General features: G+C 59.2%; 11 protein-coding genes. 8 read left to right on the top strand and 3 right to left on the bottom strand.

Annotated features, from left to right (window positions below; all coding sequences use genetic code 11):
* The first annotated feature begins 76 nt into the window (after positions 1-76).
* Entirely contained in the window at positions 77-280 is a 204-nt protein-coding gene (locus G6R15_RS09680) for a DUF1858 domain-containing protein (RefSeq protein WP_306432344.1), read from the top strand.
* Here the strand turns inward: G6R15_RS09680 and G6R15_RS09685 are convergent.
* A complete protein-coding gene (locus G6R15_RS09685; RefSeq protein WP_205520499.1) occupies positions 277-990 on the bottom strand; it encodes a Crp/Fnr family transcriptional regulator in 714 nt (237 codons plus the stop codon). The two genes, G6R15_RS09680 and G6R15_RS09685, sit on opposite strands and share 4 nt — an antisense overlap.
* 154 nt (positions 991-1,144) lie before the next feature.
* On the opposite strand from G6R15_RS09685, the gene G6R15_RS09690 reads away from it, so the two are divergent.
* The 3 genes from G6R15_RS09690 to G6R15_RS09700 all read left to right on the top strand — a co-directional run bounded on the left by G6R15_RS09690 (position 1,145) and on the right by G6R15_RS09700 (position 3,629).
* Positions 1,145-1,576 carry a pseudoazurin gene (locus tag G6R15_RS09690; protein ID WP_164659662.1) on the top strand — a complete coding sequence of 144 codons (432 nt, stop codon included), beginning with the start codon at positions 1,145-1,147 and terminating at the stop codon, positions 1,574-1,576.
* A gap of 60 nt (positions 1,577-1,636) precedes the next feature.
* Entirely contained in the window at positions 1,637-2,854 is a 1,218-nt protein-coding gene (gene nirK / locus G6R15_RS09695) for a copper-containing nitrite reductase (RefSeq protein ID WP_164659663.1), read from the top strand.
* Positions 2,855-2,999: 145 nt separating this feature from the next.
* Complete coding sequence (locus tag G6R15_RS09700; protein ID WP_240336719.1) at positions 3,000-3,629, top strand: SUMF1/EgtB/PvdO family nonheme iron enzyme; 630 nt, start codon at positions 3,000-3,002, stop codon at positions 3,627-3,629.
* 32 nt (positions 3,630-3,661) lie between these two features.
* Here G6R15_RS09700 and G6R15_RS09705 read toward each other — a convergent pair whose 3' ends face one another.
* Entirely contained in the window at positions 3,662-4,294 is a 633-nt protein-coding gene (locus G6R15_RS09705) for a TetR/AcrR family transcriptional regulator (protein WP_164659664.1), read from the bottom strand.
* A 102-nt stretch (positions 4,295-4,396) separates the two neighbouring features.
* On the opposite strand from G6R15_RS09705, the gene G6R15_RS09710 reads away from it, so the two are divergent.
* The 4 genes from G6R15_RS09710 to G6R15_RS09725 all read left to right on the top strand — a co-directional run bounded on the left by G6R15_RS09710 (position 4,397) and on the right by G6R15_RS09725 (position 11,121).
* Complete coding sequence (locus tag G6R15_RS09710; protein ID WP_164659665.1) at positions 4,397-6,442, top strand: FAD-dependent oxidoreductase; 2,046 nt, start codon at positions 4,397-4,399, stop codon at positions 6,440-6,442.
* Entirely contained in the window at positions 6,442-7,197 is a 756-nt protein-coding gene (locus G6R15_RS09715; RefSeq protein ID WP_164659666.1) for an NAD(P)-binding domain-containing protein, read from the top strand. Before G6R15_RS09710 ends, G6R15_RS09715 begins: the two co-directional genes overlap by 1 nt.
* 103 nt (positions 7,198-7,300) lie before the next feature.
* Entirely contained in the window at positions 7,301-10,534 is a 3,234-nt protein-coding gene (locus tag G6R15_RS09720; RefSeq protein ID WP_164659667.1) for a carboxyl transferase domain-containing protein, read from the top strand.
* Between the two features lie 74 nt (positions 10,535-10,608).
* Positions 10,609-11,121: a thioesterase family protein gene (locus tag G6R15_RS09725; protein WP_164659668.1), complete on the top strand. Its 513-nt coding sequence runs from the start codon at positions 10,609-10,611 to the stop codon at positions 11,119-11,121.
* A gap of 50 nt (positions 11,122-11,171) precedes the next feature.
* Here the strand turns inward: G6R15_RS09725 and G6R15_RS22870 are convergent, their stop codons facing one another.
* Complete coding sequence (locus G6R15_RS22870) at positions 11,172-12,872, bottom strand: hypothetical protein (RefSeq protein ID WP_240336720.1); 1,701 nt, start codon at positions 12,870-12,872, stop codon at positions 11,172-11,174.
* Positions 12,873-13,095 lie beyond the last annotated feature (223 nt).

A 13,095-nucleotide genomic window follows, 5' to 3' on the forward strand; every position in this document is an offset into this window, starting at 1 on the left:
CCTTGAGCAGCGAAACTTGCGCCAGCGCAACGTTTGTCTCGGTTCGACCCCTAGCTTAGGGGGAAAGGACATTCATATGCCCCGCCTAGATGACCCGGATTTAATGCTGTCGGATGTGATGAGGATTTGGCCGCAGACCATTCAGGTCTTTTTGCGGCATGGGATGCTCTGTGTTGGATGCGTGGTAAATCCGTTCCACACAATCACGGATGCTTGTGTGGAATACGATCTTGATGAGCTCGAATTCCGGGCGGAACTGAAGCGCGCCCTCGAAGTTTAGGACTGAGCCAGTTCGACCAACGCATGCGGATCGCAAACTTTGATTCGCTTACGTTTGCTTTCAACGATTCCCTCTTTTTCCCATCTGCTCAACAACCGACTGACAGTGTGGAGGGTCGTCGCCGTAAGTTCGGACAGATCTTGGCGGGTGATGGGAAAGTCGATCTCGATGCCGTCGTCAACCTTGCGCCCGGTCTGACTGATCAGGCGCAACAGTGCATTGGCGACGCGTTGTTCGACCTGCTGGGTGGCCAACTCCACGATGCGCGTGTTCAATTCTCCCACGCGATGGCCGACTGTCTTGTAGGTCTCGGTCGCAAAGCCGTCGTAGTCGGCCACAAACGTATCCCACAACCGGGTCGGCCAGCTGAGCACGATGGATTCGGTCGCGGTAACGGCTGTGGCGGGATAGCTCTCGCGCCCGATGGCCTTGGCTATGCCCAGCAGTTGCCCCGCCGGAATGTGCAATGCCGTGACTTGCTCGCCAGTCTGCGTCACGCGCACGACCCGGACATAGCCATCCAGCAGCATGAAGAACCGTTCGGCCGTTTCGCCCTCTTCAAAGATATGCGCGCCTTCGTCGTAGCGTCGTGAACTGGCCTGATCCAGAATGATACGGATCTGGCGCCGCTCGAGTTTGGAAAAGGGCGGCAAGTGCGTCAGCAGGCTTTCGTCAAGCCGCGGCAGGGTTTTCTTAGTGTTCTCAGTCATTACCCATCCGAATTGGCACATTCGTGACGACAAAGCCAGTTCACTCCCAACCCCTGCCTTCCAAAAACACATGAAACCTTGCGCCAGCGCAAATTTCGCCGTGCCGAACCTAATAGAGTCCGGCTCAAGAGATCAAAAATGGAAGGACAGACCGATGATCCGCACAGTAGCAACCGGCATAGCCCTGGCCACATTGATGGCAGGAGCCGCCTTTGCGGAAACCTTTGAGGTCAAGATGCTCAACAAGGGCAGCGATGGCGAGCGCATGGTGTTTGAGCCTGCCTTTGTCCAAGCCGCACCCGGGGACACGATCAAGTTCCTGGCAAGCGACAAGGGCCACAATGCCGAGACCGGCAAAGGCATGTTTCCCGAAGGGGCCGAAGGCTTCAAGGGTAAGATCAACCAAGAGCTTGAGGTCACTTTGGACACCGAAGGCGTCTATGGCGTGATCTGCAAGCCACACTACGCAATGGGCATGGTGATGACGATTGCTGTAGGTGACGTCCAGCCGCCCGAGGATTTTCTGGAAGGCCGCGTGCCGAAGAAAGCCAAGAAACGCTTTGAAGCCCAGCTGGCAAACTTCTGATCCCTGTTTTGGCGGCAGGGCAATGGCCTGCCGCACTGATCCGACCCCAAGGAGGATAAAATGACCAAACTTATCAACCCAGGCCTTATGAAAACCAGTCGCCGCAACGTGCTGCGCGGATCGGTTCTGGCCGGTGCCGCCGCGATGACCGGCGCGACAGCCATGGCCGCGCACCGCAGCCACATGCCGCTCAAGGCGGACGCTGTGTCAAAGAACTTGCACAAGGCCGCAGCCGAGCAGACCGCAGACAGCACCGCAAAACCCGCAGACCTGTCGGGCTATACCCGCGTAAAACAAGAACTTGTCGCGCCGCCTTTTGCCCCCGCACACGAGCAGATCGCGACGGGCGGGCCGAAGATCATCGAGATCACCATGGAAACCACCGAACGTCTGATGTTGGTGGACGAGGACACCGGCGCATCCGTCTGGGCACTGACCTACAACGGCTCGGTTCCTGGCCCGCTGATCATCTGCCACGAGGGCGACATGGTGGAACTGACCCTGCGCAACCCCGAAGACAGCGTGATGGAGCACAACATCGACTTTCACGCCTCGACCGGTGCTTTGGGCGGCGGTGGCCTGACCCACGTCTATCCGGGCGAAGAAACCGTGCTGCGCTGGAAAGCGACTAAGCCAGGTTGCTTCACCTATCACTGCGCACCCGGTGGGGCGATGATCCCCTATCACGTCACCCACGGGATGAACGGCGCTGTTATGGTGCTGCCGCGCGATGGCTTGAAGGATGCCGATGGCAACCCGCTGAAGTACGACAAGATCGCGTACATCGGCGAGCAGGATTATTATCTGCCTCAGGATGAAAACGGCGAGTTCAAGACCTATGAAGCCGCCGGCGACGACTATGCCGACAGCCTTGATGCGATGCGCACCCTGACGCCAACGCATTCGGTGTTCAATGGCGCGGTTGGCGCCCTGACCGGCGAAAGCGCGCTGAAGTTCAAAGTCGGCGAGACCGTTCTGATGATCCACAATCAGGCCAACCGCGACACCCGTCCGCACCTGATTGGTGGCCACGGTAACTATGTCTGGGAGACTTCGTTCACCGACACTCCCCAGACTGGTGTTGAAACCTGGTTTGTCCGTGGCGGATGTGCGGTTGCAGCGATGTACACTTTTGAGCAGCCGGGCGTGTACGCCTATGTGAACCACAACCTGATCGAGGCAGCGCTTTTGGGTGCCACGGCACACTTCATCGTCGAAGGTGAGTGGGACAACAATCTGATGGAACAGGTCGTCGCTCCGCGTCCCTTTGCAACTTAAGACTGCTGGACGATAGACCATGAAAGCCGCCGCCACACTCCAATTTCCCCGAAAGACCATTTTTGGTTGGACAGGTATCAGTGTGGCGGCGACTACCCTTGTTGGGTGGGCTCTGCTGAGCCCACCCTTTTCGCCCACCCAACCCATGCCGGATATGGCTGACAACCCGGTTTCTCTGCCCGGTGGGGATAAGCTTTATGTTCAACGCCATGAGGTGACGGTTGCCGAATGGAACCGCTGCCACGCAGACAGTGGTTGCACGATGGAACTGCGCGTCCGCGCGGGTCTTGATCCTGACTCCACGCCAGCCACCGGCCTCAGCTATCTGGACGCGGCGGAATACCTGGGTTGGTTCAACGCAGCCACCGGGCATGAATTTCGCCTGCCGTCACTCGCAGAGTGGGAGCACATCGCCAAACCCGTGCTGCCCGAAGAGCCCGACCCGATTTTCACCGACCCGTCACTGACATGGGCGTCGACCTATCTGACCGAAGGGATTGCGCCGCGCGCGCTCAAACCTCAGGGCAGTTATTCGACCTCTCCCGAAGGGATCGTCGATCTAGACGGCAACGTCTGGGAATGGACGCAGGAATGCTATGCAGGCGTAGGCGAAGGGATCGACCCCGACCGCTGCCCCGCATTCTTTGTCGGCGGCGAACATGTGGCGGCCGTGCCGTTTCTGGTCAGGGATCCAGCGCGCGGCGGCTGTGCCGTAGGTTCGCCTCCGGCCCATCTAGGCATGCGTCTGGTGTCTGACGCACTCCCGCAGGCGTAGACGCGCAAGCCCTGCGGTTTTGAGCTGGGGCTTTAACTCTGGATCTGCTCGGTCAGGTGGCGGGACATGAAACGCCCAACATCGCTTTCGCTGGGGCGTTGACCGGTGAAGACCTCGACATAATCCGGCACCCGCGCAATCCGCTTCCAGTGACTTTCCTGCACTTGCATCGAAAGATAGCCGATCTGAGTGTAGAGTACCGTCATGGTGCGCACTTCGGCTTCGGACTCGGTGTAGCCGTGGTATGTGAACATGCCTTGGATCGCGCTCAGACGTTGCCTATCGGCACGGTTCAATCGTTCTTGCAGCGCCGGGTCGGTGCGGGCCCAGTTGCGGATGGCCAGATCCAGACGGGAATCGAACAGCGTGTTGTCCAGCCAGCAGTCGCACAAGTTGAACATCGCCTCGCAAATGTTTTCGGCAAATGCTTCGGTTCGGGCCACCAGGTTGCCGGTGTTTTTGGCCTCCCACCTTTGGATCAGCGCCTCAAGCAAGGCCTCGCGGTCCCTGAAATGCCAATAGAATCCGGTGCGGGACAGACCAAGGCGTTTGGCCAAAGGCATGACCTTTACGGCGTCGATGCCCGCTTCGCACAGCAACTTGGCGGCGGCATCCAGCCACAGGGTTTCTGATCCGCGCTGGCGGGGAGGGGTCTGGTCGTTCATGGTGCAGGCTTAGCACCACAAACAAACGCTCACAACTGCATTGACACTTTCGTTCAGTAAATCGACAGTCATGTCGACTGTGCTATTCAAGGTGCGAAAATCATGTCCAAAGATCCGCTGCTGCAGCCATACCGATTGAAGCATCTGTCGCTCAAGAACCGGATCATGACGACGGCGCATGAACCGGCCTATCCCGAAGACGGGATGCCCAAAGACCGCTATCGCGCCTATCACGCAGAACGCGCCAAGGCCGGGGTGGCCCTGACCATGACGGCCGGGTCGGCCGCGGTCAGCACGGATTCGCCGCCCGTGTTCAACAACGTGCTGGCCTACAAGGATGAAGTCGTGCCGTGGATTCGCAACCTTACGGATGCGTGCCACGAACACGGCTGTGCGGTAATGATCCAGCTGACCCATCTGGGTCGCAGAACCGGTTGGAACAAGGGCGATTGGTTGCCCTCGGTCTCGTCCACGCCGCACCGCGAGCCTGCGCACCGCAGCTTTCCCAAACTGGTCGAGGATTGGGATATCGAACGGATCATTCGCGACTATGCCGATGCAGCCGAGAGGATGCAGGCGGGTGGCATGGATGGGATCGAGCTTGAGGCATACGGCCATTTGATCGATCAGTTCTGGTCACCGCTGACCAACCATCTGGACGGGCGATACGGGGCCGGCAGCCTGCAAAGTCGAATGCAGTTCGGTATGGATGTGATCAACGCCATCCGCGACCGGGTGGGCCCGGATTTCTTGATCGGGGTTCGGTATACGGCGGATGAGAGCGCAGCGGGCGGTATCACTCCTGAGATCGGGCTTGATATGGCGCGTGCGATGCAGGACAGCGGGCAAGTCGACTTTCTGAACGTAATTCGGGGGCGCATTCACACCGACCCCGCCATGACTGATGTGATCCCGGTACAGGGCATGCCGTCTGCGCCACATCTGGATTTCGCGGGCCGCGTTCGGGCTGAGATTGGTATGCCCACTTTCCACGCTTCGCGTATTCCTGACGTGGCGACAGCGCGCCATGCAGTGGCTGAGGGTCTGCTTGATATGGTTGGCATGACCCGCGCGCATATGGCCGACCCCCATGTGGTGCAAAAGATTGCTGAGGGGCGCGAGGATGACATTCGCCCCTGCGTCGGGGCCACCTATTGTCTGGATCGCATTTATCAGGCAGGCGAGGCGCTGTGCATGCACAACGCCGCCACCGGGCGGGAACTGTCGATGCCGCATGTGATCCCTCCGGCAGGCACGCGGCGGCGTGTGGTTGTGGTTGGCGCAGGACCTGGCGGGCTAGAGGCTGCACGAGTTGCGGCTGAGCGCGGTCACGAGGTCGCTGTGTTCGAGGCATCAGCAGACCCAGGTGGGCAAGTGCGCCTGACCGCACAAACCCCGCACCGGCGCGAAATGATCGGCCTCATAGACTGGCGCATGTCTCAATGTGCGGCGCGGGACGTGCGGTTTCAGTTCAATAGCTGGGCCGAGGCAGATGATGTGCTGTCCCTGTCCCCGGATGTGGTGATCGTCGCAACTGGTGGGCTGCCGAACACCACCTTGTTTGAAACAGCAGAGGAGCAGCCCCTGGCGGTCAGCAGTTGGGATGTAATATCGGGGGCAGTGAAACCAGCGGGGCGGGTTCTGATCTATGACGAAAGCGGCGATCACCCGGCGCTACAGGCAGCGATGGCGGCCAGCACTGCCGGTGCCAAGGTTGAAGTGATGACACCGGACCGGATCTTTGCCCCCGACATCATGGCAATGAATCTGGTGCCCTACATGCGTGACTTGCAATCCAAGGGCGTGGACTTCATCGTCACGCGGCGCCTGTGCGAGATCGAGCGCGAAGGCAACCGTCTGCGCGCGGCAATCGGCACGGATTACAGTGATCTGATCGAAACCCAAACCTATGATATGATCGTCGTGAACTATGGTACGTTGCCGAACGCGGATCTGTATTTCGACCTGCGTCCACAGTCGCGCAATGGCGGCGAGGTTGATCACGACGCGCTGATTGCGGGACATCCGCAGTCGGTCGTGCGAAACCCAGATGGCCTGTTTGATCTATTCAGGATCGGCGATGCCGTTTCGGCCAGAAACACCCATGCGGCGATCTATGATGCGCTGCGCTTGATGAAGGATATCTGATGCGGATGGGAGTTTTAGGAACCGGTACGATTGCAACCGCCGTGGTGCGGGGGATCATGAGGGATGGTTATCAGATCGTCGTTTCCGAACGCTCGCGAACAAATGCACAGGCGCTGTCGCAGGAATTTCAGGCTATTTCGGTTGCTCCAAATCAAAAGGTTCTTGATCAAAGCGACGTCGTGATTCTGGGGCTTATGCCTGACGTTGCGCGAGCTGAGTTGCCCGAACTGCGGTTTCAGGAAGGCCAAGCCGTTGTATCCTTGATGGCCGAAGTACCAGAGGCTGAGTTGTCACTGCTTGTTGCGCCTGCGCGCGTCGATGGCATTGCCATCCCATTTCCAGCCATTGCACAGGGCGGTTCGCCTGTCCTGTGTTGCCCTTCGAGCCCTTTGATGCAGGAACTGTTTGGTTCGCGCAATCATGTGATCCCGGTCAATACCGCTACCGACCTAGAGGCGTTCTTGTCGGCACAAGCCATCCTTTCACCTGCGGTGACGCAACTGGTGCTGGCGCGTGATTGGTTGACCTCAAAGACGGGCGATGTCGCCGTGGCCGAGCGTTTTTTGCGCTTGTTGGTAGGTGGCGGTCTTCTGTCGGCACCACTGAACCATGAAAGCGCGCTGGACGATCTGCTCGATGCTCTTGGTACGCCCGGTGGGTTCAATGCCGAATTGCGGGATTACTTACTCGAGCGCGGGATGAAACAGCAGATCGACGAAGGGTTGGACAAGCTATTCAGCCGCTTCGGGACCTAGATTTCCAGCCGTACTGCGCCACGACCTTGCGTCAAGCGTGGGGGATTGACTGGATTTGCCCTCTTTCTCGACCTTTGATGGGGCATGAAACGAGGGGGTGCCGATGTTCAAGAAACTGCTGATCGCCAATCGGGGCGAGATTGCCATTCGCATCGCACGTACCGCAGCTCAGATGGGGATATCGGTCGTCGCGGTTCACACCCCGGATGACGCGCGCTGCTTGCATGTGAAACACGGCGACGAGGCTTGTGAACTGCCAGGCGCCGGTGCGGCGGGGTACATGGACATTGACGCTTTGATCGCGGTCGCGGTCAAGACGGGCTGTGACGCTGTTCACCCGGGTTATGGCTTGCTGAGTGAGCGGGCGGATTTAGCCCGCGCCTGCGATGAGGCTGGATTGGTCTTTGTGGGCCCTACTCCCACAACGTTAGAGGATATGGGTGACAAACTGCGGGCCCGCGAGGTGGCGCAATCATTGGACGTGCCGGTGCCAAGGGGCGATGGTCCGTTTACTACCGTTGAAGAGGTTAAGGCGTTTCTGGACCAAGTCGACGGACCGATCATGCTCAAGGCGGTGCATGGCGGTGGTGGGCGTGGCATGCGACGCGTCGAAACGCCCGAGCAACTGGCGAAAGCGTTCCAGCAGGCCCAAGCCGAAGCGGCGTCCGGTTCGGGCATGGCCGAGATCTACGCCGAAGAATACCTGACCAATCAACGCCACATCGAAGTGCAGGTTCTAGGCGACGGGCAGGCTGTAACCCAGTTGTGGGACCGCGATTGTACGTTGCAACAGCGCAACCAAAAGGTTGTCGAACTGGCGCCTGCTTTGGGATTGGCGGAAAACCTTCGTAAGCAGATGATCAAAGCGTCGCTGGCCCTTGTGGGGGCAACCAAGCTGCGCGGCGTGGCCACGGTTGAGTTTCTTGTGAATGCGCAGTCGGGTGCCTTTCGGTTCATCGAAACAAACCCGCGTATCCAGGTCGAACATACTGTGACCGAAGCAATCACAGGTTTTGATCTGGTCGAGTTGCAGTTGCGATTGGCCAATGGCGAAGCGCTGGAACACATCGATCCACAGCTGTTGAACCCTGCCGCGCCCCTTGGGGCGGCAATCCAGCTGCGTGTGAACACGCAAACAGTGCAGGCGGACGGCACTGCCTTGCCCGTCACCGGTACACTTGAGCGGTTTCAGATGCCCGGTGGCCAAGGTGTTCGGGTCGAGACCCATGGATATGCGGGATACACCACCAATTCAGGCTTCGACCCGATGTTGGCGAAGATCATCGTTCACGCTGGCAGGGATGACCTGACCAAGCTGTTGCAGCGCGCGGACCGCGCCTTGTCCGAGGTTGAAATCACCGGCGTCGACACGAACCTTTTTCATCTTCGTTCGATCCTGTCGGCTCCCGCCGTTCAGAGGTGGGACGTGTCCACCCAGTTTCTGGACGGGTTTTCTGGCGGGGAAACACGGCCCAACCGGGTGTTCCAAGAACAAAAGGAAACTCCTAAACCAACCGAAGCTAAGGTGAGTGTGCCGGGCGGTTGTGTAGGCGTGGCCGCCCCGATCCAAGCTTTGGTCAGTGATGTCTTGATATCGCCCGGCGACACGGTGCGGGCGGGTCAAGAGCTGTTCATCATAGAGGCCATGAAGATGCAGCACGCAATTGCGGCACCTCAATCGGGCTGGATAGAAGATATTTCGACAGCAAAGGGCGAAACGGTGCCCATAGGAGCGATGCTGTGTGTTCTGCGTGCTGTCGGTGGCGTGCAGAATACGTTGGAGGTGGAATTTGACGTTGATCCGGGCAGTCCGCGCGCCGATCTGTCGACGCTGAAGGACCGATTGGCACTGACCTTGGATGCGGCTCGACCAAAGGCGGTAGAGCGTCGACGGGCCAGAGGGCAAGCCACCACCCGCGAAAACGTAGACCGTCTGTGCGAAGGCGGAGAATTTCACGAATACGGGCAACTGGTCATCGCTGCACAACGCAAGAAACTTGGGGTTGATGCGCTGATCAAGTCCTCTCCTGCCGACGGGATTGTGACGGGTTTGGGAACTGTCAACGCAGGACAATTTGATGCTGCAAAAGGGCAGGTCGCAATCCTGGCCTACGACTCGACCGTGATGGCAGGCACACAGGGCGTTTTCGGACATCGCAAAACTGATCGCTTGTTGGAAAAGGCATCGGAATTGGGACTGGCCAGCATATTTCTGACCGAAGGCGGCGGTGGCCGACCCAATGACGATGACTTTGCAGGCACCATGCATTGCGCTTTGGATGTCAAAACCTTTTCGGACTATGCGGGCCTGCGTGGATGGGGGCCCAAGATCGCGGTGAACTCGGGCTTTTGTTTTGCCGGGAACGCAGCCTTGTTTGGCGCAGGGGACATCCGCATTGCCGCGCGGAACAGCTGGATCGGCTTAGGCGGCCCGGCCATGATCGAGGCCGGCGGTTTGGGTCGCTTTGACCCGCGCGAAGTTGGCCCGGCACCGATGCAAGCTGAAATCGGCCTTGTGGACATTCTGACAGATGATGACACGCAGGCAGTCGATGTCGCGCGTGAGGTGTTGTCTTACTTCCAAGGTGCAACCGACGACTGGACCGTCACGGATGAGCGGATGCTGCGCCATCTGGTGCCCGAGGATCGCAAGCGGATCTATGAGCCGCGTAAAGTTGCGATGGCGTTGGCTGATACGGGCAGCTTTCTGGAACTTGGTGCCTGTTTCGGAATTGGCTTGATTACTGGATTCCTGAGGATCGAGGGGCGCCCCATGGGGGTCATGCTTAACAATCCTCATCACTTGGGCGGTGCGCTGGATGCCCCGGCTTCGACCAAGGGCGCGCGGTTCATGCGGTTGTGCAACCGGTTTGGCTTGCCGATCCTGTCCTTGTGCGACACTCCGGGGTTCATGGTGGGCCCCGACAGCGAACAACAAGGCGGGGTGGCTGCGGCTTGCGACTTTATCGGGGCTGGTGCCGCACTTTCAGTGCCGCTCTTTTTTGTTGCGTTGCGCAAAGGTTATGGCATCGGGGCACAGGCCATGGCTGGGGGCAGTTTCGCCAATCCGGTTTTTACCATTGCGTGGCCAACTGGAGAGTTCGGGGCCATGGGGCTCGAAGGTGGCGTGCGCCTGGGGTATCGCAAAGAGCTAGAGGCGGAACCCGACCCGGTGGCGCGCGAGGTCCTGTTCGACAAGCTGGTGGCGCGGGCCTATGCCGAGGGCAGGGCCATCAACGTCGCCTCTTACAACGAAATTGACGCAGTGATCGACCCGGCGGATACTAGATCCTGGATTTTACGTGGCCTGAATGCGCACAGGACGGCGGCGGTGTGACGTTGGAAACCGTTTGTCTGGCGTGTGCATTCGGGGCAGGGTGATCGCTAGACTGCAAACGAAAAGGCAGATGCATGAACAACATTGCTGTCAGTGGCCACGACGGGCCCTATCCCGCGCCGATTGTTGTGCGGGGCATGTCTGTTAAACCGGATTGGATCGATTACAACAAACACATGAACGTCGGCTACTACGGCGTGGCTTTTGATTTGGCATTAGAGGAGATGGTGGGCGAGTATCTGGGCATCGGTGAAGATTATGTCAGAACCGCCGGAGCAGGTCCCTACATGATCCAGTCGCACATTCAGTTCCTTCGAGAGCTGCTTGAAGGTGAAAAGTTCTATTTCCACTTCCGCTTGATAGATCACGATCACAAGCGCCTGCACTACTTTGGACAGATGTATGCGGAAAAGGACGATGTTCTGTGCGCCACGCAAGAGGGGATGGTCATCAACGTCAGCCAGAAAACGGGACGGTCAGAGAACTATCCCGATTGGGCGCAAAAGCGACTGGCGCGAATGTTGGAAGACCATAAAAAGCTTCCGGCAGAGCCCCGGGTCGGGGCCAAATTGGGCATTCGAAAATAGAAAAAGGACCGGCAATAGCCGGTCCCTTTTTGGGTTTTTCAAGGTGTGGGTCACACCATGTCGTCGACCTCTTCGTCATCCCATTTATCATCAGAATGGGCGTCGTCGAGATCTTCGGTGCCTTTGTTCATGAGGGCCATGAAATCTTCGGATTTCGCCCCACCCGAGGTTCCGCCAGAGGCAAAGACTACGGTTTCGCCGTATGAATACTCGTCATCCTCGCAATCATCCGAGTACTTCGGCAGATCGTTTCCGGAGCCCTTGGTGCCGCCCGAACCGGAGCCCTTGGTGCCGCCCGAACCGGAACCCTTGGTGCCGCCCGAACCGGAGCCCTTGGTGCCGCCCGAACCGGAGCCCTTGGTGCCGCCCGAACCGGAGCCCTTGGTGCCGCCCGARCCGGAGCCCTTGGTGCCGCCCGAGCCGGARCCCTTGGTGCCGCCCGAGCCGGAACCCTTGGTGCCGCCCGAGCCGGAGCCCTTGGTGCCACCCGAGCCGGAACCCTTGGTGCCGCCCGAGCCGGAACCCTTGGTGCCGCCCGAGCCGGAACCCTTGGTGCCGCCCGAGCCGGAGCCCTTGGTGCCACCCGAGCCGGAACCCTTGGTGCCGCCCGAGCCCGAGCCTTTGCTGTCTGAATACTTGTCACTCAGCGACTTGTCGTACCAATCATCCAGGCCATCTCCTTCGACACCGCCGTTGTGATAGGCATCCGACGTGCTTGCGCCCGCGTTCACTGCGTCCGAAGCTGTCAGAAGCTGTGCATCGGCCGAGTTGGTGTCGATCGCTACGGCAATGCTGTCCAGATCAATGTCGTCCAGCGTCAGTGCGCCGTTGTCGGACCAGAGCGTAAAGTTGATGTCGTAAGTCTCTTCACCAAATTCCTGCTCGCCAGCGGCTTCATCCGTGTCGCCGAATTCAAATGCCGCATCGTAGGCCGTTGAGACCGTAAAGCCGTTGGCAAGATTTGTGACCGAATTGGCATTGGCCTGATGGCCGGTCACACCGCGTTCACCGTCAGAGGGGAAGAAGTTGAGCGCTGAAACCTCGCTGTCGTCGGTCATGTTGAAGAAGAAACCGTCGATGTCGCCTTCGGTACCATCATATTCGGTGGCTGACAGGCGGATAAACAATTCTCCGGTGTCGAGGGCCGAGATTTCAACCGTCACCTGCGGGTCGTCACCGACCTGGAACGTGACCTTGGTTTTATCGCCGCCGTCTGATTCAGACCCCTTGGTGCCGCCCGAACCGGAGCCCTTGGTGCCGCCCGAACCGGAGCCCTTGGTACCGCCCGAGCCGGAGCCCTTGGTGCCGCCCGAGCCGGAACCCTTGGTGCCACCCGAGCCGGAACCCTTGGTGCCACCCGAGCCGGACCCCTTGGTGCCGCCCGAGCCGGAGCCCTTGGTGCCACCCGAGCCGGAGCCCTTGGTGCCGCCCGAGCCGGAACCCTTGGTGCCACCCGAGCCGGACCCCTTGGTGCCGCCCGAGCCGGAGCCCTTGGTGCCACCCGAGCCGGAGCCCTTGGTGCCACCCGAGCCGGAGCCCTTGGTGCCACCCGAGCCGGAGCCCTTGGTGCCACCCGAACCGGAACCCTTGGTGCCACCCGAACCGGAACCCTTGGTGTCATCCGAACTGGAGCAATACTTATCGTAGAGATACGCGTCATACCAATCAGAGAAGCTGTCCCCTTCGACGCCGCCGTTGTGATACGACTTGCTGCCGCCGTACCCGTACCAATTCCAATTACTGTAACCCATGCGTATCACTCCCCCTATGGACGTGTGCATTTTCCTAGCCGCCAGATCCGCAATTGGCCCCCATTGCGTCAGGCAGCTTGATTTCAATGCCGATCAGGGTATGGCCCGGCGTCAAATCCGGCAATTTTGTGTCAACTTTCTGACAAATGTGCCTTGGTATTAACTGAAAGTGGGAAACAATGACTGTGCTGTTCGGTCAATTGATTGCTGATCACTGCCAATC

It is taken from the genome of Tropicibacter sp. Alg240-R139, from assembly GCF_900537075.1.
Classification (GTDB): Bacteria; Pseudomonadota; Alphaproteobacteria; order Rhodobacterales; family Rhodobacteraceae; genus Falsiruegeria.